The sequence below is a fragment of the Phormidium pseudopriestleyi FRX01 genome, assembly GCF_017313335.1.
Lineage (GTDB): Bacteria > Cyanobacteriota > Cyanobacteriia > Cyanobacteriales > Laspinemataceae > Laspinema > Laspinema pseudopriestleyi.
This window is the reverse complement of record NZ_JAFLQW010000618.1, coordinates 1-19,831: the sequence shown is the minus strand read 5'-3', so window position 1 is coordinate 19,831 and position 19,831 is coordinate 1. Positions and strand designations below refer to the sequence as shown.

At 48.4% G+C, this 19,831-nt stretch carries 13 protein-coding genes; 9 read left to right on the top strand and 4 right to left on the bottom strand.

The window, feature by feature from the left end:
• The first annotated feature begins 111 nt into the window (after nt 1-111).
• The 4 genes from J0895_RS23545 (at nt 112) to J0895_RS23530 (ending at nt 9,079) form a co-directional block, all read left to right on the top strand.
• Nucleotides 112-2,127 (top strand): RNB domain-containing ribonuclease, encoded by a 2,016-nt coding sequence (locus J0895_RS23545; protein ID WP_207090422.1) that lies wholly within the window; start codon nt 112-114, stop codon nt 2,125-2,127.
• Nucleotides 2,128-2,391: 264 nt separating this feature from the next.
• Nucleotides 2,392-2,859 (top strand): excisionase family DNA-binding protein, encoded by a 468-nt coding sequence (locus J0895_RS23540; RefSeq protein WP_207090421.1) that lies wholly within the window; start codon nt 2,392-2,394, stop codon nt 2,857-2,859.
• 366 nt (nt 2,860-3,225) lie between these two features.
• Nucleotides 3,226-7,314, top strand: a complete 4,089-nt coding sequence (locus tag J0895_RS23535) for a DUF2157 domain-containing protein (protein ID WP_207090420.1) — start codon at nt 3,226-3,228, stop codon at nt 7,312-7,314.
• A 385-nt stretch (nt 7,315-7,699) separates the two neighbouring features.
• Nucleotides 7,700-9,079, top strand: a complete 1,380-nt coding sequence (locus J0895_RS23530) for a lysophospholipid acyltransferase family protein (RefSeq protein WP_207090419.1) — start codon at nt 7,700-7,702, stop codon at nt 9,077-9,079.
• A gap of 110 nt (nt 9,080-9,189) precedes the next feature.
• Here the strand turns inward: J0895_RS23530 and J0895_RS23525 are convergent, their stop codons facing one another.
• Complete coding sequence (locus J0895_RS23525) at nt 9,190-9,423, bottom strand: Nif11-like leader peptide family natural product precursor (protein WP_207090418.1); 234 nt, start codon at nt 9,421-9,423, stop codon at nt 9,190-9,192.
• 430 nt (nt 9,424-9,853) lie between these two features.
• On the opposite strand from J0895_RS23525, the gene dxr reads away from it, so the two are divergent.
• The 4 genes from dxr (at nt 9,854) to J0895_RS23505 (ending at nt 13,407) form a co-directional block, all read left to right on the top strand.
• Entirely contained in the window at nt 9,854-11,089 is a 1,236-nt protein-coding gene (gene dxr / locus J0895_RS23520; protein WP_340643575.1) for a 1-deoxy-D-xylulose-5-phosphate reductoisomerase, read from the top strand.
• Between the two features lie 128 nt (nt 11,090-11,217).
• Nucleotides 11,218-11,901, top strand: coding sequence for a tetratricopeptide repeat protein (locus tag J0895_RS23515; protein WP_207090416.1), 684 nt, complete (start codon nt 11,218-11,220; stop codon nt 11,899-11,901).
• Nucleotides 11,902-11,921: 20 nt separating this feature from the next.
• On the top strand, nt 11,922-12,161 hold the full coding sequence (locus J0895_RS23510; RefSeq protein WP_207090415.1) for a hypothetical protein: 240 nt from the start codon (nt 11,922-11,924) through the stop codon (nt 12,159-12,161).
• 181 nt (nt 12,162-12,342) lie between these two features.
• Nucleotides 12,343-13,407: a hypothetical protein gene (locus J0895_RS23505; RefSeq protein WP_207090414.1), complete on the top strand. Its 1,065-nt coding sequence runs from the start codon at nt 12,343-12,345 to the stop codon at nt 13,405-13,407.
• A gap of 50 nt (nt 13,408-13,457) precedes the next feature.
• On the opposite strand, the gene J0895_RS23500 is transcribed toward J0895_RS23505, so the two are convergent.
• Complete coding sequence (locus J0895_RS23500) at nt 13,458-15,176, bottom strand: YcjF family protein (protein WP_207090413.1); 1,719 nt, start codon at nt 15,174-15,176, stop codon at nt 13,458-13,460.
• Nucleotides 15,177-15,501: 325 nt separating this feature from the next.
• Here J0895_RS23500 and J0895_RS23495 point away from each other — a divergent pair, with 325 nt between their 5' ends.
• Nucleotides 15,502-15,714, top strand: a complete 213-nt coding sequence (locus J0895_RS23495) for a hypothetical protein (protein WP_207090412.1) — start codon at nt 15,502-15,504, stop codon at nt 15,712-15,714.
• Between the two features lie 87 nt (nt 15,715-15,801).
• Here the strand turns inward: J0895_RS23495 and J0895_RS23490 are convergent, their stop codons facing one another.
• The gene (locus J0895_RS23490) at nt 15,802-18,369 is read right to left on the bottom strand and encodes a CHASE2 domain-containing protein (protein WP_340643574.1); all 2,568 of its coding nucleotides are present in this window, start codon (nt 18,367-18,369) and stop codon (nt 15,802-15,804) included.
• 359 nt (nt 18,370-18,728) lie between these two features.
• The gene (locus J0895_RS23485) at nt 18,729-19,481 is read right to left on the bottom strand and encodes a DUF928 domain-containing protein (RefSeq protein ID WP_207090411.1); all 753 of its coding nucleotides are present in this window, start codon (nt 19,479-19,481) and stop codon (nt 18,729-18,731) included.
• Between the last annotated feature and the right edge of the window lie 350 nt (nt 19,482-19,831).

Sequence of the window (19,831 nt, the reverse complement as noted above, 5' to 3'; positions counted from 1 at the left end):
TTGTTGCCATTTGTGAACAAAGAAGGATAAAAATAGTGGCACTGAAGGCTTTTAGATTTTAGGTGCGATCTGATGTCTAAAGTCTAAAACCTAAACGCTGGGGTATCGATCGTGGAAAAGGGAACGCTGCTCGAATATCGGCTGAACGGAGACCGACGTCTAGCCGTAGCCGACCGTCCGGATGGCAAGAAAAACTGGGTTGTGGTGGATGAAAATGGTCAAGCCAATAGTATTCCACCCAGACAAATCGCCTACGAAATCGGTGGAGGTTCCTATAAACCCTCCGATATCCCGAACTTCCGCAAGGAAGTAGAGAAATATCTCGACCCGGATAGCTTAGAGGTGGCGTGGGAAATCTTGGTCGAGGAAAACCGGGGGGTTGATCCTGGGGAAATGGCGATGTTGCTATTTTCCGAGAATGAGGCTCCTAATCGCTATGCCTCTTACTTGTTGCTGTCTGAGGATAAGCTCTATTTCAAGCAAAAAGGGGACCGTTACGAGCCGCGATCGGCCACTCAGGTTGCGGAACTCAAGCACCAACAGGAAGTAGAAACCCACCGACAGCAAGAGTGGGGCAATTTTGTGGCTCGGGTGCAGCAACGACTCGCCGGGGAACTGGTGGAGTGGGAGAATACCGATCGCATCCGCATTGAAGCCCTAGAAAAATATGCGGCCCTGGCAGAAGAAGCGCGAGAACGCAACCATGCCAAGGAAACTCTCTCATCCCTAGGCCGGACCGATACGCCCCAAGCTGCCTTTAAGCTTTTGGTAGAGTTAAAGGTGTGGTCTGAACACGAAAATCTCGTTTTACGGCGAACTCAGATCCCAATTCATTTTTCTACCAAGGTACTGGAAGTGTCCCAACGGTGTTTGAATTTTCCGCCTCCTGATCTGGATGCGAACAATCGCCTAGATTTGACCCATCTCAAGGTCTATACCATCGATGATGAAAGCACCCTAGAAATCGATGATGGGGTGAGTTTGGAATACCTGGAAGATGGCCGTCAAAGGCTGTGGATTCATATCGCCGATCCGACGCGCTTGCTGTCTCCGGGAGATGAATTGGATTTAGAGGCCCGTCGGCGCAGCACTACGGTTTATCTGCCGACGGGGATGGTGCCGATGTTTCCCCACGACTTGGCAACGGGTCCGATGAGTTTGGTGCAGTCACAACTCTGTGCGGCCCTAAGTTTTTCGGTGATTTTAGAGGAGAGTGGTGCGGTAACGGAATATAGTATCCATGTCTCCACGATTAAGCCGACTTATCGGCTGACTTACGATGATGTGGATGAGATGTTGCAACTGGGGTTGCAAGCGGAACCGGAAATTAGCGCGATCGCCGCTTGGTCAAAACGTCGCCACGCTTGGCGGGTATCTCAAGGGGCTATTACTATTTCTATGCCCGATTCCTCTATCAAGGTAGATGAGAATGAGGAAATCACTATCCGACTCCTGGAAGATTGCCCCTCCCGGCAACTGGTGGCGGAGATGATGATTTTGGCTGGGGAACTGGGAGCACGCTACGCGCAAACCCACAATATTCCGGTCCCATTTCGCGGCCAACCTCAGCCGGAATTGCCGCCAGAAGAGGAGTTGCTGATTTTATCACCGGGTCCAGTGCGATCGAGTGCTATCCGCCGCTGTATGCCGAAAAGCGAGATGGCGACGACTCCATCCCGTCATGCTAGTTTGGGGTTGGATGCTTATATCCAGGTGACTTCTCCGATTCGTCGCTATAGCGATTTATTGGCCCACTTCCAGATTAAAGCTCACCTGCGAGGGGACCCGTTGCCCTTGGCGGTGTTAGAAGTGCAGGAAATTGTCCAGAGTATCGGGATGGCGGTGCGAGAGGCATCTTTGGTGGAACGCCAAACCAACCGTTATTGGATTTTGGAATATCTGCGCCGTCACTCGGGAGAAGTTTGGCAGGCGGTGGTGTTGCGCTGGTTGCGTGAGGATGAAAATCTCGGGTTGATTCTGTTGGAAGATATTGGCATCGAGTTGGCATGGCGTTTCCCTCGGGCGGTTTCCCTGGGCGATCGGCTGGATCTTCAAGTCGCTTATGCTGATCCGCGAGAGGATCAGATCCATTTCCAAGAGATGGTGTATCAAACGGCTCAATTGTAAGGGCTTGCATCCTGAATCCATAACTAATGGGTTCAGGGTGTTTTAGGTTTGGGTTGCTTCTTGTTAACTGATTATTTTATAGAAAGCTAAAGACTTTAAAACGCTGCCTTTTGAGGCGGTTTTTTATAGGATTTATATTTAGATATAAAGGGACAATAAACCGGATTTCTGGTGATAATTGTGGGCTTTCTTGGCCGAGATTTTGTCAAGAAAGCCGGGTGTCTTCCCGCTGTTGTACTGAATCCATACTAGAGGTTATTGATAATGAACCGTTTGAATTTTACATCGGCCTATCCTTTACCTCCGACAGAGGAAGAAGCTAAATTAGCGAAGGAAAGTAGCCAAAATTTGGCATTTTTCACCAAGGTAGAGAAACCCGAAATTATCATCAAGACTGATGAAATGAATACTCAGGCGATCGCAATTCCTGAGTCTGCTTTTCTGCTGTTGGTTGAAATCTTAGAACAGATGGCTCAGGGGAGAGCCGTTAGCCTTGTTTCCTTCCCCGCAGAACTCACGACTCAAGAAGCTGCCAATATTTTAGAGGTGTCCCATCCTTATTTGGTGGAATTACTGGAATCGGGAGAAATACCCTCCCAAAAAGTGGAGGCAACGCGACAGGTGCGATACGAAGATGTGCTGAACTACAAAAACCAGATTGATGAGAAACGGCAGCAAACCTTGGATGAGTTAGTTACGGAAGCTCAAACATTAAATATGGGATATGATTGAATCGGGTCAATTTTTTAGCTTCTTTTAAGGGTTATAGCGTTTCTCAGAGTTACGAGGTAGATTTTGGTAGTGCGTCAGCACACGCTGCGCGAACGCACTCCTCTAAATATCTGTGCCTCATTAGTCTAGGAACCGCTATATTAATCTGGGGAATTATTGAAGTCGGGACGTTGAACACCGACGGGGGGTTAACGACTGAAGTCGGGACGTTGAACTTTTAGGGATAACGACTCAAGTCGGGACGTTGAACATTGGAGGGGGCTGGAGTTGGTTGTGGTTGTGACAGTTTATGAATTTGGCTCTGTACGATCGCCCAATTGAGAAAAGATAGCGCATAATCTGGGTAAGCGCTATGAGGGCCTCCCCATGTCTTCTGACTCTGAGCTACCGATTGAACTTGAAGTAAAACTCCGACTCCGTGAACCCGGTCTCTTGGCAAAGCTCGATGCTTTATTGAGTCTGGGTTTGCTCTCGGATGAACAGGTAAAAGTTTTGTGCCGAACCTATCTCAGCGAACCGTTACCGGAACCCCAGGTGATTGCATTACCGATCGCTCAGAAGGTGGAGGAGGATGAGTGGGCATCTGAGCCTCTACTGCCTCCGGTATTATCTCCTGTAGCCGCAACTAAAACAACGACTCCCGCTAAACCTCAATGGATACAGTCTCTAATGGCGGAACTGAGTGTTCGCTGGTTACTGTTTCTCGGGGTGTTTATGGTGGTACTCTCCTCTGGGGTACTTGCTGCAACTCAGTGGGAGCGATTTCCCCCCGCAGGTCAATATTTGGTCTTATTTGCCTATACGATAATTTTTTGGGGGGTGAGTGTTTGGGCTCAACGGCAGGCTCAATTACGGCTGACGGCTCAAACTTTGCAATGGGTGAGTCTGTTGCTGCTGCCGGTGAATTTTTGGACAATGGATGGGTTTGGCTTGTGGGGGTCGCCCTTCGGATGGGTGGCGATCGCCGTTGCTACCCCGGTCCTGAGTTTCATCCCTTGGCAGGTTTTTCCCCTGCTGTTGGGCCAGCATCGCCAATCCCGACGAACTCTGTTTTCTCTGGCAGTTTACCCCGTCCTGTGTTATCTCCATTGGGGATGGTCATTCCCGGGATTTGCAACGATCGCCGTTTATATAGGGACGATCGCGATGGCTTTCGCGACGGTATCTCCCGCCAAGTATCAGTCGCGCTTTAACCCGAAATCCCCCTCTAATTCGAGTATTGAACCCTTTAATCATTCCCATATTCTCCTGCTATCTTACGCCCTAGCCATTCTCTGCGGACGAGCAATTTTTGGCCTTGGGGTGCCGATCGCTCAGTTAGGATTAGCGATCGCGATCGGGGGTTGGATCGTCTTAGAATCCGACCTCACAAAAGACATTACCCCGGTTAGGGAAGCAATACCCCCGGTTCTCCTCCAAGACAAAGAAAGTGTTCTCCCGTTGAAAGTGAGCGCTAATCCCCCTCAACTCTTCACTTATCTGGGGGGATGGTTAATGTTTGCCGGTTGGTTAGTTTCTGTGGGAGAGCAACCCTGGCAGGCGATCGCCATTAGTGGTCTAGCCTTGTGGTGGTTGGGGCGTCGCCTCCCTCGGTTTTTCCACTTGTTTGATACAATTGCAATTTTTACCATCACCTTACAAGGCTATTGGTTAATTAGCGATATTATTCCCCCGGCAGTTCGCAGCAGCGCGATCGCCACGGGGGCACAACTGGCTCAAGCTCAACAGAGTCCCTGGGCGTTGCTGGGCTTAACCTTCTTTCCCTATCTACTCTTTGTCGTCTGGCTAACAGACTGGTTATATCGTCGCACACCTGCTCAATTAGAGCAGGGGGCGAAAGTTTCAGCCCGAGTGGGAGATGTCTGGGCGTTGGGATTTGGGGTCATTCTCACCTTGTTGAGTGTGCCCGCCTCTTCCATGCGATCGCTGAATTTATTGGCTTCTACCCTCACTTTGGCAGTGGTGACCGATCGCCGTTTAACCTGGCGAACTCACAGCCCCACTCCTGCTCGTCCCATCCGTCCCGGAGAGTTTGGGCCGTTTGATTTTTTAGTTTACTTGAGTCATTTGAGCGGATTGCTGGCGCTCTTTTCCTTTGTGCATTGGGGATTTCCCCGGTTACCCATCTTCATTTGGGGGCTAATTTTATTAGCCGTAGCACTCACCGAATGGGCAGTCTCTCTCACCTTAGAATTCAAGCCGGATTTGGCTTTGAATCTGCGGATTTCGGCTTGGATTGAAAGTTGTTGGCCTATTGGTTTAGGACTGGCTAGTTTAAGTTATATCTTCTGGTTGGGAAATTATGATGGGCTATCCTATATTGATGCCTCACACTGGGGAATTCTCTGGTTTGCGACTCCCTTGGCATTGACAGCGATCGCACATTTTTCCCCGGATCGCCGCCCGGTGGCAACGGGCTTGAGTATCACCACGTTAATTCTAGCCCAGTTTTTAGTTTTCTTGAGCCCGGGAACATTGTTATTGGGATTGGGAATCGGCACCTTGTTGATGGTGGTGAATACCCGGTTATTGCGATATACCGCTGTGGCGGCGATCGCCATCGGGTTTGGACTAGGTTTTTCGGTTCAGTTATTAAACATGGGGGTATTTGGATTACCGGCGGTTGTAGGAGAAGGTTGGTTGGTTGTGAGTGCGATCGCCCTCGGCGCGTTCTGCGTCAGTTATGCAGTAGCGAGTCAGCGTTCTAGTTCCCTGGCTCAACTTTATGCCTCAGCCTATCAAGGATGGGCCATTGGGTTGGGAAGTATCGCATTAACAGCGATTTCTATTCATGCCTCTAGTCTGTATTTCTGGGGATTTATAGACTCCTCGGTGCCGATTTTAATTGCGACGATTTTGATAGCTGGAACCCTCACCTATCGGATGTGGTTATCTCCGGCTGCTTGGACGTTTTATGCCTTGGGTTGGGCAGTTGAATTAATTGCCGCTGAAACGTTGATATTTTTCGGGCGATCGCTAATCAGTTTGGCGATCGCCAACCTCATTCTCGGATTGGTTGCCGCCTTGGTGAGTGAGTGGTGGATTCGTCGTACTGGAAGACCTCTGCGAACCAGTTGGAAGGTGATTCCGTTAATTTATGGGGTGTTGGGACAGGCATTACGCTGGGGAACTGTGACCAGTTGGAGTGGATTGACCACCTTAGCTTTGGTGGTGATTGCTTTGACCATTGGACGCCGCAGCCGTGAAATGAAACCCCTGGTTTATTTAGCCTTAATTGGCATTTCTGTTTCGGCTTATGAGTTTCTCTATTATCAAATTTCGGGGTTACCAGATACGACTCAATTCATTGCCATTGCCACCTTGGGTGCAGGGATTGTTTATAACTATCGATGGCTGGAACCTTGGTTAATAGATTACCTGAATTTGACCAAAAAGGAAGTGGAATTTTTTGCTCACACTCACTGGGGTTTGAGTAGTTTTATCTGGTTAAGTGCCATCATACTGTTCTCAGAAAGTGCCACAGCAGTTAGTTCCCTGGGGTCGATTGACCTGATTGGAGTGGGAACTGGAGTGTTTTTAACCAATTATGCCCTCTTGCAGGGCCGGTTCCCGGAATTCAGGGAGGGTGAAGACGATCCGCGCGATCGCCCCCAAGCGGTTCAAACTGCTACAACTTGGGTGTATATCGCCCAGGCTGAATCCGCAGCAGTCGGCTTTTATTTGTTTGGATATTTTCCCGTCAATTTACAGGAAATGTTCATCGGCTGGGGGGGTGCGATCGCCTGTGTTGGTGCTTACTTCTTAGATGTTCTCCCCTGGGACCGTTGGGGATGGCCCCTCAAACCCTGGCGATTGATGGCGCGACTCCTCCCCGGATTGGCGATCGTCATTACGGGAATCGGGCTTTTCGGGGATATCAATCAAGTTTGGTCCGTTTCTGCCCTCATTGTCGCTGCTTTTTATATTTTCCTGAGTTACCTCCATCGCCAAATCCGGTTGACTTATTGCAGTGCTATCCTACTCAATTGGGTGATTCTGCGGGGGCTTTTGGAGGCCTTTGTCACTGAGCCGATCGCCTATATTATTCCAATGGCTGCCGCTGTATTATACTTTGCTCAAGTTGAACCTACCCTCCAACCCCCCGATCGCAAAGAAATCCGGCACTGGATCAGGGTATTGGCGATCGGCAGTATTAGCTTTACCTGCTTACTCACCAGTCACTGGCTGATTTCAGGAGTCGTCAGTTTACTGATGGGTATGGCTGGGTTAACCTTAAAAATTCGCGCCTTTCTCTATGTGGGAACCGTCACCTTTTTACTCAATGCCACCTATCAACTGATCATTCTCAACTCCCTGTATCCGTTTCTGCGATGGGTGATTGGGTTATTGGTTGGGATTGGCTGTATTTGGATTGCTGCAACGGTGGAAACTCGTCGAGAACAACTCGTTACCCTTCTCCAAAATTGGCGCTTGGAGTTAGACTCTTGGGATTAATATCAAATCCGGTACTTTTCGGATTAAAAGCCGCACCCTCAAGGGTGGGTCTATACGGACAAAGCCCGCACTTCGACCCCCTTCGACCCCCTTCGACCCCCTTCGACCCCCTTCGACCCTTCGACTGGCTCAGGGCTCAGGACAGGCTTCGACTGGCTCAGGGCTCAGGACAGGCTTCGACGGGGCTCAGGACAGGCGGGGCTCAGGACAGGCGGGGCTCAGGGCAGGCTTTACTCAGCACAGGCCTACGCGGGCTAATCTAATATAGCAATTGTAGGGTGGGCATTGCCCACCTTACTCCGAAGAGGTGGGCAATGCCCACCCTACTCCTAGAACTACTCCTAGAACAATCTCCCGCTTTTAATTGTTGATTCTTTCTAACCTCATGATTAAATCCATTGATGGCGCTCATCCACCTTTAGAATTTATTCCCCCGAATTTTAATCCGTTGGTGTTGCAGGTGGCAAAATTAATAATGCCCTTGTGGAGAAAATTTCGGACTCCAATTACGCAGATTAAAACGGAGAATGTTGAGCAGTTAGTGGAACTGTATCAACAGTTTCAAGGGGAGAAAGTTCGCTTTTTGATGGCTTTTCGCCATCCGAGTACATACGATCCATTTTCCATTTCCCACTTAATTTGGCAGGCAGTCCCCCAAGTGGCGCAGTCTAAAAATATTGCTTTGGCTTCTCCAGTGCATTTTCATTTTATGTACGATCGCGGCATTCCGTTATGGGCGGGACAATGGTTGGAATATCTCTTACCCAAACTGGGAGGTAGTCCCATTGTCCGGGGGAAAATCGACCGGCAGGGGTTGCGATCGGCGCGTGAACTGTTTGCTAAAGGTCAATTTCCCTTGGCGGCTTCTCCGGAAGGGGGGACCAATGGACATAATGAAATTATTAGTCCTCTGGAACCGGGAATTGCTCAGTTGGCATTCTGGTGCATGGAGGATTTGCAAAAGGAAAATCGGGGCGATCGCGTGGCAATTCTCCCGATTGGAATTCGCTACAAATATGACAAAGAAGAATGGGATGCGGTGGCTGAATTACTGACTCAAATGGAGCTAGATTGTGGGCTATCTCCCCTTGGGGGAGAAAGGGGACAAGAAGAGGTTTCCTCGGCTTCTCTCTCCTCACTTTATCCCCGTTTAATTCGCTTGGGACAACATTTATTATCGTTAATGGAGGATTTTTATCGCCGCTTTTATCATCGCAGCTTACCCGATACGGCAGGAGAACCTCATGATTTACCCACCCGATTGCCTGCATTGCTGGATATGGCATTACAGGTGGCTGAGGAGTATTTTAATCTGCCGTCTAAGGGAACAGTGATTGACCGATGCCGACGGTTAGAACAAGCGGGATGGGATCGGATTTATCGAGAGGATATTGAGAATATTGAGGCGTTGTCTCCCTTGGAACGAGGACTCGCCGATCGCGTAGCGGAAGAAGCCAATTTGCGAATGTGGCACATGAGATTGGTGGAATGTTTTGTGGCAGTGACGGGACAGTATGTGCGAGAAAAACCCACCTTTGAGCGATTTGCAGAGACGACGCTTTTGGTGTGGGATACCATTGCGCGGATTAAGGGAGAACGGCCCTCTTCTCGTCCAGAATTAGGTAAGCAGTCAGTTCAGTTGACGATCGCTGAACCGATTTGGGTGAGCGATCGCTGGGATTCCTACAAAAGCAGTCGGCGATCGGCGATCGCTGACTTAACCCAAGATTTGCGATCGGCTTTAGAACAAACCATTGCCGGTTGAAAAATAACCCGACACCCTATGCAGAGTGTCGGGTTTTTTCAGACATATCAGTACCGAATTTAGGAGCTCAACGGAGACTTTAAGCCAGATCCGGGAATGAGCGTCAAAAATTACCGGCGAATCAGGTGTTCCCGAGGCGCAATGCCGGGATTGATCATACGGGATAACTCTTCTTCGGATAATTGGCTGATTTCATGATTCAATTCATCATCGGTGAAGCTATAGCCTCGTTCTTTAGCCAATTTTTTGATAGCTGCTGGATTTTTAGCCGCTTGCATTTGTTGTTGAAGTGCTAAATCTTGTTTAACTGCTTTGAAAAGGGCTGCTGCGTTTTTCTGAGTCATAAATCTCAACTCCTGGTTAATCAATTTTTAAAAAGTTGCCGCCCAGGGGACCATCTATCCCCACAATTTATCGGGGGTAAAAGAGGGTAGAAAATACCCATATTCTTAAGATAGGTATCTTTACTCTCTTGGCTTTGATGTCGGCTGAACGACTTATGTAGTGACAGCATAAACGATTTGACCTAAAAATTCATGATTCCTTGACAAAAATTAAAGATTTTCCAGAGAATTTAACATAACTTAAATATTGGCTGTGATAAAATGCAAAATTTTTTGAAACCCCTCACCGAATTCCCACTCATCTTAAGCAAAACTGCTGATAGACTCCCAGGACCAGCCGGGAATTGGCGAGAAACCTGGGATCAACCCTGTGAAGAGGGAGACCAAAGAATTTATAGTGGAGGGGCAGAAAATCATAAAAATTAAGATTGTGAAAGCGATTACTCTCCTCGGATCCACTGGTTCAATCGGGACTCAGACGTTAGATATTGTGGAACACCACCCTGATCTGTTTCGGATTGTGGGGTTGGCAGCTAGGGGGAATGTGGAACTGTTGGCGCAGCAAATTCGCCAATTTCGCCCAGAAATCGTCGCAATATGCCTAGAAGACAAGCTGCCGGAACTGAAAGCGGCGATCGCAGATTTGGACCCGCAACCGATTCTCCTGGCGGGAGAACAGGGGGTGGTGGAAGTGGCACGTTATGGAGATGCGGAAGCGGTTGTCACGGGAATTGTCGGTTGTGCGGGTTTGCTTCCCACGATCGCGGCGATCGAAGCGGGTAAAGATATCGCCTTAGCAAACAAGGAAACCTTGATTGCTGGGGGACCTGTCGTGAATCCCCTGATTGAAAAGCATGGGGTGAAGTTACTCCCGGCAGACTCGGAACATTCGGCAATTTTTCAATGTTTGCAAGGAGTCCCACCAGGGGCATTGCGTCGGATTATTTTGACCGCTTCCGGGGGGGCCTTCCGGGATTGGCCGGTGGAGAAATTAGCCACTGTAAAAGTGGCGGATGCCTTGAAGCATCCCAACTGGTCAATGGGTCGCAAAATTACCGTTGATTCAGCGACCTTAATGAATAAAGGATTAGAAGTCATTGAGGCTCATTACTTATTTGGCATGGATTATGATGATATTGATATTGTGATTCATCCTCAGAGTATTATTCACTCTTTAATTGAGTTACAAGATACTTCGGTTTTAGCCCAATTAGGTTGGCCGGATATGCGTCTGCCGTTGCTTTATGCCTTGTCTTGGCCGGAGCGAATTTATACGGATTGGGAACGGTTAGATTTAGTGAAAGCGGGAAATTTGACCTTCCGATCGCCGGATCATGACAAGTATCCCTGTATGCAATTGGCTTATGCTGCGGGTCGTTCTGGGGGTTCCATGCCTGCGGTTTTAAATGCAGCTAATGAGCAGGCAGTGGAGTTATTTTTAGATGAGAAAATTGAGTTTTTGGATATTCCTCGGGTGATTGAACGGGTCTGCGATCGCCATCAGGCAGATAACTGTGCCGAACCCGGTTTAGAAGAGATTTTGGCGGCAGATCGCTGGGCCAGACAAGCGGTTTTAGAAGCAAGTGCTACCCTGAAAGCTCAGGCTAAATCCTTCACCAGTGGGGTCAAGCCCTTGGGGACTGCGACTCCGGCAACCGCTGGATAGTCCAATCTCTACCGGAGAAAGCCCCACCCGTTCCGGGTGAGGGCTGGATTTTCAATCCGGTAAAGGATAAAAGAGCGAGTAAACTCATAAGATAGGCGTAGCCATTTTTTCTGGAATTTAAGTAACCCATGAAGAACCTTTTTCCGAACATTGCTCTGTTAGGACTCCTCGCGGTTTTAGGGGGAATTTTTCCGGTTTTGGGGACAACAGTACCCCAAGGAGTAATCGCTCAAAATAATGCTCAGAATTGGCTGACTTCAGCACAGCAAAAAGCCAGTCAGGGGGATTTACAGGGGGCGCTTCAGGATTATGCTCAGGCGATCGCCCTGAATCCCAATAGTGCCGAAGCCTATATTAGTCGGGGGAATTTGCTATCGCGCAGTGGGAATCAAGCCGGGGCGATCGCCGATTATACCCAAGTGTTACGGTTAAATGGGAATAACATTGATGCCTATATCGGACGCGCCAGCGCCCATTCTATGATGCAAAATTATGATGCAGCCTTGGAGGATTATAATGCTGCATTACGGCTGAATTCCAATTATGGCGAGGCTTATATTGGTCGCGGTGGGGTGTATGCGTTCAGGGAAGACTATAAAAAAGCAATGGATGATTTTAATCAAGCCTTGCGTCTGAATCCCGCTGAAGCGGCTGCTTATTATAATCGCGGTGGGGTTCATTTATTGCAGGGGAAAAACCGAGAGGCGATCGCAGATTTTCAACAGGCTGCAGAACTGTTTCGCGCTCAAGGTAACATGGCCTTAGCCCAGCGTTCAGAAGCCATTGCCAGTCAAATTCAGCCAGGTAATTAACCTTTCACACTTTTCCGTTAATGTCCATTGATTTACTGATTATTATTGCGGCAATTGTTGTTTCATGGCTGGTTTTTACTTGGCTAGTTACCGTCCTTAAAGCCACAGTCAAAACGGCTATTTTGATGGCCCTGTTATTGTTAGGATTGCAGCTCATTTTTGGCATTGGCATGACTGAGTTATGGAGTCCAGTTCAAGGCTTTTTATCTCAAACCTGGGAGAAAGGCGAAGAACTGTTAGCCCCATTTTTGGGGAAATAATATCTGGGTTGTGGATAACGGAACCCGGTTCTCCCGTTGAGGGGGATAATCAGAGTGCGGTATTGATGACAACTGCGGCACGTTAGGGGATTCCCTCTCACGCTTATTTCTACAGAGTAAGATCCAGAGACTGATGAGAGTCATTTCCGGGCAAAGCCTGGATTTAACGTGCAATTTGTAGATGATCCGGTTCAACGATGTGATGTTGACCTTGATTCCAAAACTGGATAACCTACCCGGTAAATTAGGACAAACTTTGATGGTATCCGGTTGGATAGAAAATCCCGAGAAGGACGAACGCGAAATTCTAGCCAATGATGTTTACAAAGCGTTCATCCACGAAGGATGGCAATATCAAGAAAAAGGTCAATTTTTAGGGGGAACAGTCTTTGAGTTTTGGCGTTCTTCCCCCCAACGTTGGGAAAAAATGGAAGCCGAGAGTCATCTGGTCCTGATTCTATATCCTAATCAAAAAGCAATGGAAACTGGGACGCAATTTCATGAAGATTGGAAAGCGTTATTTTGCTACCGAAATAAAATCCTCTGGGCTTACGGGCAAAGTCGGGAATTGAAAGAGCAAATGGTCGAAGAATTTAATGAAATATCCGCTTCCATTAAAGGGTTATATAATTTAGAGTTTTACGAACTAAAGTTTGCTTTACAAAATAATTCAGTTGCATTATCAAATTTTGTAAAAAATATTAATAAAATTGAAGTAAAACAGCATGAAATTGACCTAAATTTACATCAATATGAAAAATCCGTTCAATTCATTGCTAAAAAAGCAGGAACTGTTTTTCAGGTGAGTAATGATTTTAAGTTCTTACAAGAGTTTAGTGCCATTGTCAAGGCGAAGTATCAAAAGCAAATTGAACAAGATTATGCCAGTTTGCGGCCCTATTTGAATATCCTAGAAAATCTCCGGGGGACAATTACCTCCATTGTGGAGATTTCCCAAGCGCAAAGCGATCGCGATTTCCAAACCTTTGCTTGTCTTGTGGGGACCGGAATCGGGACTGCCGCTTTAGTCGCTTCCTCATCCCCGTCTTGGGTGATTCCCCTCCAACAGTCTCGAACCATCGCCGCAACTCTGAATCAGTTACAAGTCCCGTCACCCTGGACCAATTTTAGTCTCGCTTTATCCTTCAGTGCGATCGCTGGGTTACTCGGATGTCTCGTGGCATCGGTTTGTATCCCTTGGTTTTGTCCGAAACGCCTCGCAATTAAAGGCGATCGCCTGCGGTGAGTCTGGCTGATCACTCTCAAATCATTTTCAAGTCATTTCTAAACTCCGATTTACCACTCATCCCGTCTGCGGCGATCGACTTGCCAATCATCCTCGGGTTCATCTCCTAAATAACGAACCAACGGTGCTCGTTCTGGATAGTCTTGCCGATCGCGATTCACGGGAATTTTATCAGAATCCCGGTCAGAATCCCGGTCAGAATTCGGTTCATACCCTTCTGAATCATCATCAGAATAGTCATCATCCTCGGACTCAAATGCCTCTTTTAACGGGTCCACCACCCGGGCGATCGCATCTTTAACAAAAACCTTGACAAACTCCTCCTTTTTCGTTAATTGAAATTGTCGCTGCACCACTTCCGTAATTCCCCCATCCCCCCAATCTTGATCATGACGGAAATATTCAATAAAACTTTTTCCCGCAATTCGAGTTAAATAAGCCGCCGTTACCCCTTGAATGGCTTTCCCCACCACAAACGTCCCTAAATTTAATTGAAGGGCTGCCGTCACCAACTTAATCGCCCCTTCGACAATCCCTAAACTTGCCAGGGTTTTCCCTAAAGATAAGGCTAATTCCCGTCCCCGATCCAGATTAATTTCACAGCCGTAAATTTTGCCAATTTCCACCACCATTTGAGCGTTAACTGCGGCAGTGGCAAGGACATCAATCACCGGGACGGGAGTACAAGCAATCACCCCCGCGCCAATCCATTGAAAGCGATCGACCACTTTTTCCGCTTGGCGGCGACGCTGGGAATCAATTAACCGGCGCGCTTCTTCCCCAAGCCGTTGGGATTGTAATAAAATATTATCTGCGACTAAATCCTCCCCTTCTGCCCGCAAAATGGCCGCCATCCGACGAATTAAGGGCATGATATCCGGGTCAGCTTGGAAAACCCCACCATTATCTAAGGGAACCGCTTTAGGATTAGCGGCGATCGCCACCACATCCATTGCCGAGATAAATCCGGTCACTCGTTCCCGGAGTTTGGCTAAAATATATTCTCGTTCTTCGTCGGGATAGAGGTCAATTTTATTTAAAACCACAATGGAACGTTTCCCAATTTGGGCTAGAACTTCCAAGGGTTGATGTTCCGATCGCGTTAAATCATTATCAACAACAAATAATAATAAATCCGCTTCCGTTGCCAGCGATCGCGCTAGTTGTTCTCGTTCAGTTCCGGCAACTCCTGCCTCTAAGATTCCGGGAGTATCCGTAATCACAATTTCCCGTTCGAGTCCTTGCAGTTGCAACCGATAGGTTTCTCCCACCTCCGTTGTTCCCATCGGTGCATCCACTCGTCCCACCATCCGTCCTAATAAGGCATTAATTAGAGAGGTTTTACCCGAGGACCCGGTCCCGAAAATCACCACCTGAATGTTCCCTCGGGAGAGATTTTGTTCCAGTTCTCGCGATCGCTGCAATAAGGCTTTTTTGGTGACTTCATCCTGGATGCGATCGACCTGTTGACGAACTACCCGCAGGGTTTGTCCTGCCGCATCTGACTTTCGTTCCGGGATTTTGACGCGACGTTTCCCCCGACCCCGACGGGACGAAGAACCCCCGGCAAACAGTTGCAGATAGTAAATAAATGCGCCAATCAGGACGATCAGCAAGGCGATCACCAGCAACAGCAGTAAGGTTGCCAGCAGAGGGGCTGTAAAGCTAATTTGCACATAAAGCTGGTAAATGGAACTCACCAGCCAGAGAACCATCCCCAAAATGAGGATGATTCCGGCGAATAGGGGTAATAGACGAGTTAAACGCATGGAAGTGGGTGATGGGATGGAGTCTGCTTTGATCTTAATGCGTGGCTTGGTGGATGTGGCGGCTTCGGGGAGATCCGGTAGGGCGATCGACCCCTTACAAGAGTAGTTTTTTTACGTTCAGGGGAGATTTGCCTCACATTTAAGATTACCTCCGGTCCCCTCCCCTTGGCAAGGTCCGGGTTAGGGTGGGGTCCCCTTGCCAAGGTCCGGGTTAGGGTGGGGTCCCCTTGCCAAGGTCCGGGTTAGGGTGGGGTCCCCTTGCCAAGGTCCGGGTTAGGGTGGGGTCCTCTTGACGCGCCATCGCGCGTCAAGTCAAGAGGAATGAGTGGGTGGAGAGTTCACGCGCAAGCGCGATCGCCTGAGTTACGAAGAAAGAGGTTGGCACCCGCCTCTATACAGGTGCGATCGCCTCCATTGGGGTCATAGTGACGTGGCGATCGCGCGTCAAGAGGAACCCCACCCTAACCCGGACCTTGCCAAGGGGAGGGGACCGTTCGTAAGGCGAATCACCATAAACGTAAAAAACCTACTCTTGTAAGGGACCAGAAACCCGGTTTTTATGCAGAATCAGAGGCAAGAAACCTGGTTTCTCACCGTGACGGTACTGGGGTCTGTAGGGAAGGATTTAGGAGTGATTCTCGGAGTGTTCGGGGTTATCTAGGAGACTCTCAGCTTCTTTTTGGTGACAGCGATCGAGGTAAATTTGGGCGACGGTATCTCCGGGGTAGATACTCAGACAGCGTTCAAATAGAACTTGTGCTTCCTTAAAATTATTAAAATAAAATAATAAAATCCCTTGTTCAAAGTTAGCTCGGGTTGTTAATTTCCCTTCGCGAACCTCTGGCAAGTCGGCATCAAAGACTTCATAGACGGTGACTTCTTTGGATTTGCCTTTGACCGTGACCCGATCAATCAGGCGAATGTGATAATCATTGGAATTTTCTAAGTTTATAAAGGTTTCTTGGGTAATTAATAAAGAAACCCCGTAAGATTTTGTGAGGGTTTCAATGCGGGAGGCTAAATTGACTGCATCTCCAATGACTGTCCCATCAATGCGGTTTTGGCCGCCTACGGTTCCTAACATTAAGGAGCCAGTATTGATGCCAATTCCAATTTTAATTTCAGGTCGTCCTGGTCGGCCTCGGGTGGTGTTATATTCGGCTAATTTTTCTAACATGTAAATCCCAGCTTTGACAGCATTATCCGGTTCTCCTCCAAATAAGGCCATAATCGCATCGCCAATATATTTATCAATAAAGCCATTGTTGTCAATAATGGCGGGTTCGAGGCGGGACAGTACACCATTGATGAATTTAAAGTTTTCCTCCGGAGTCATGCTCTCGGATAAGGTTGTAAAGTTGCGAATATCGGAAAATAATACCGACATTTCTTGTTCTACGGCATCGCCAACTTTGACTTCTACGAGGCTTTCATAGCCGAGAAAGGAGAGGAATTGATTGGGGACAAACCGTTCGGCGACTTCGGTTAAGCGTTCTTCTGCGTCTAAGGAGCGTTCTAAATCTTCATTGAGTTCACAGAGTTTTTGAACGAAGGCTTGCCGTTCGGATTCGGCTTGTTTGCGATCGCTAATATTTTGAAAGGCAACAATTGCAAAGGCGACATTGCCTTCTTCGTCATAAATCGGGGTTCCCCAAGCTTCAATGGGAATGATTTGGTCACCTTGGCGAATTTCGATATCATTCGCTGTGGCATACTCCCCTCTTAAGGCTCGACTGACGGGCAAATTTGCTAGGGGATAGAGGTGATCAGTCCCGGCTAGATAGTTGTGATAAAGTGGTTTTTTGCCATTATTTTGCTCTGAGGCGATTACTCCAGTCCCTAAGATTTCTGTGGCTTTATGATTGATAAAATAGGAGTTGCCTCGGGCATCAACGATGGAAATACCCACGGGGACTGCTTCTAAAAATTCTGTTAGCTTGCGATCGCGCTCGCGCAGCAATTTGCGACTGTGATAGTCTGTTACCACAATAGCTGATCCGACTAAGGCGACGAGGGGAGTGACGACGGGAATCCACAAACTGTACAAAAAAGCCAGGAATCCAACGGCGATCGTACTGCATCCTCCTAAGAAAACATTCAGGATTAGCAGGGAGGGCCAGAATCTTTTTTGTGCCGCAACGCTACTCGATCGCCACCGCCATGCGATCGCGGCCCCCATGCCGGACCACACCATAACCCACAAATTTTCGGCCCCATTCGACCAAACCTGTAAAAAGGAACGTCCTGCCAATGCACCACTGAGCATCTGAGAAATCGTGTTGGCATGGATCACAATCCCTGGAGTCCGTTCTGAGTTGATTAACAGATTGCGGTTCCGGTGAAACCCACTGATATAAGGGGTAAAGAAAAAATCATTCAGGCTGGGTGCTGTAGCCCCAATCAGCACAATGCGATCGCGCATCAGATCCGGTGGAATCCGGTTTTCTAAAACATCCGTCATGGAAATCTGTCCGAACTGTTCCAGTGGCCCTCGGAAATTCAGAAACATCTGATACCCCCCAGCATTGGCGCGAACATACCCCCCATCATTGCGACTAAAGGGGACAAATAGGGCTTTTCCCAATCCCAAATGCATTCGCTCAGGATCGACCATTTCTAAGTGGATATCTTGTTTTTCCAAATAGAGCAAGCTCAAAAGCGCGGGAAAACTCAGTTGGGTTTCGTCCTTTGTATTTTTGTGAGACAATAAAGTTCGGCGAATTTTGCCATCGTCATCTAAGACCACATCGGCAATCCCCACCTGTTCTAATTTGGCTAAGGTAGGTTGAGCTGCGACCGGGGCCCCAATGACTTTCTCCACGCCGATCAGATTATCCGTGGACTGGAGTACCTGGATCAGTTCTTGGTGTCCCGGTTCTACAGGGAGGTCTCGATACAGATCCAACCCAATGGCGGCGGGTTGTTGTTCTTTGATGGTTTGAATTAATTGGGCTAACTGGCGATCGGGCATGGGCCATTGTCCCACTTGTCGGATGTCTGACTCATCAATGGTGACGATGACAATGCGTTCCTCTGGTGCTTCTTTCGGACGCCAGCGAAAAAAGCGATCGAGCATTCCCAACTCCTGAGTCTCCAGCCATCCGAAGGAGTTGATTGCGATCGCAATCCCGGCTACCACAGGTGCAGTAACCAATGGAACACGCCATTGCCATACTTTTCGTTTTAAGCTCACTCTGAGCTTGTGGCACATAGATTTCGCTGAACCCAGAATTGATTTCGCCAACAGAAAATAGGTCTTGATATCTAGGCATCATGCCCCTGTTTCTCCCCCACTTTCCATTTTAAGGATAACCCAAGGTTTTCAGTGTCCTGATCTATAATCTATCTTCTAAATATCTTTCCCGGTTCCCCGAATTGCTGTATTCCGGGTGACAATCATCGGTCTAGGAATTAATCGCCGGGGTGTGAAATTCTCTGGTCCTCGGTGAACTCTTTGAAGGAATTGAAAAACCCGGCTTTGTCAAAAACCGGGTTTCTGTGGAACTCGCTGTTACACTAAGGTTGTTGAGGGACCTTTGCTAGTCCAGGGTCTTAAGGCTCCAAAATCGGCTCGTTGGCAACGTTTTCGAGTCCGACCGAGCTTAACAAGTCTACCCACTCTTGATTGTAGGTTTGGGGCTGCGATCGCCGCAGATCCGCTAAGGTGGTCACCGCATCATACCAAATCCCCTCAGATCCATAGGAAGTGGCAGCTTCAATCGAGTCTACTCCCTGGTAATTATTCAGCTTTGCCGTGGGTTCAACTCGCTGTAACCACCCCTCCACCCGGGGACTATCTGCTCGCGCCGGAAGTTCGCAGGCGACAACAAAGGACCACTGATAGGTTGTCCCAATTTCTAGGGCCGGAGCACTTTCCGGAAGGGTGAGGCGGACGATACCTCCTTCCTGGGGAATGCTGACTTGGGTTTGATAATAATAATCTTCGGTTTGGTCTTTGAGGATGAAATAGCCTTGCTCTGCCTTAGTTTCGGGAACATAGACGAACAAAGTGGGTCGCTCAGATACCGTTAACCCTTCCTTAGTCTCAGGCAGAAGAGGCATCAACGAAGGACCTTCCGCCATGCCATCTTGGGGGCAGAATGCTGCCTGCCGAGAGGCTCCTCCAACGGAATCGCTCAGACGTTCATTGCTGGGTGGCTCAAAGGTCACTCTTGCCAGGGTTTGAGGACCTGGCAATGGGGACGAGACTTGTGCTCGACTCGGTAAAGCGGCAACGAAAGCTAAGTTGAGAGATAGGGCGATAGAACAGAGTGCCCAGGAACCCTGGTAATTTTTACGGGTCATGATTTTGCTACCTTTTAATGATTCGATGGGCGGACTCAGGGTCAACGCCTCTCTAAGGTTTTTAATTTTAGAACTCAAGGTTGCCCACTATAGCAATCCTAAATGATTTATGACATCTTCAGCTCCCCTCTCCCCCTTTGGGAGAGGGGTTGGGGGTGAGGGCATTCCACAACTGATTTAGGACTGCTATAGCAACGAACCGCTTTCTAAATTGACACTCCCACGTCTAAAGAGCATGGGATTCTTTAAGAGTCCAGAATTTAGACCTTAAGGGCGTAGTCAATGCGCCCCTACCTATTCACGCTCACTGACTCTCGCCATGAGGCTTACGGCTACCTTTTTTAATCTCG

Bases quoted from the DNA above. Each gene is read 5' to 3' on its own strand.
- J0895_RS23540 (WP_207090421.1), top strand. From the start codon at position 2,392: ATGAACCGTTTGAATTTTACATCGGCCTATCCTTTACCTCCGACAGAG.
- J0895_RS23535 (WP_207090420.1), top strand. From the start codon at position 3,226: ATGTCTTCTGACTCTGAGCTACCGATTGAACTTGAAGTAAAACTCCGA.
- J0895_RS23530 (WP_207090419.1), top strand. From the start codon at position 7,700: ATGATTAAATCCATTGATGGCGCTCATCCACCTTTAGAATTTATTCCC.
- J0895_RS23525 (WP_207090418.1), bottom strand. From the start codon at position 9,423: ATGACTCAGAAAAACGCAGCAGCCCTTTTCAAAGCAGTTAAACAAGAT.
- J0895_RS23515 (WP_207090416.1), top strand. From the start codon at position 11,218: ATGAAGAACCTTTTTCCGAACATTGCTCTGTTAGGACTCCTCGCGGTT.
- J0895_RS23510 (WP_207090415.1), top strand. From the start codon at position 11,922: ATGTCCATTGATTTACTGATTATTATTGCGGCAATTGTTGTTTCATGG.
- J0895_RS23505 (WP_207090414.1), top strand. From the start codon at position 12,343: ATGATCCGGTTCAACGATGTGATGTTGACCTTGATTCCAAAACTGGAT.
- J0895_RS23500 (WP_207090413.1), bottom strand. From the start codon at position 15,176: ATGCGTTTAACTCGTCTATTACCCCTATTCGCCGGAATCATCCTCATT.
- J0895_RS23485 (WP_207090411.1), bottom strand. From the start codon at position 19,481: ATGACCCGTAAAAATTACCAGGGTTCCTGGGCACTCTGTTCTATCGCC.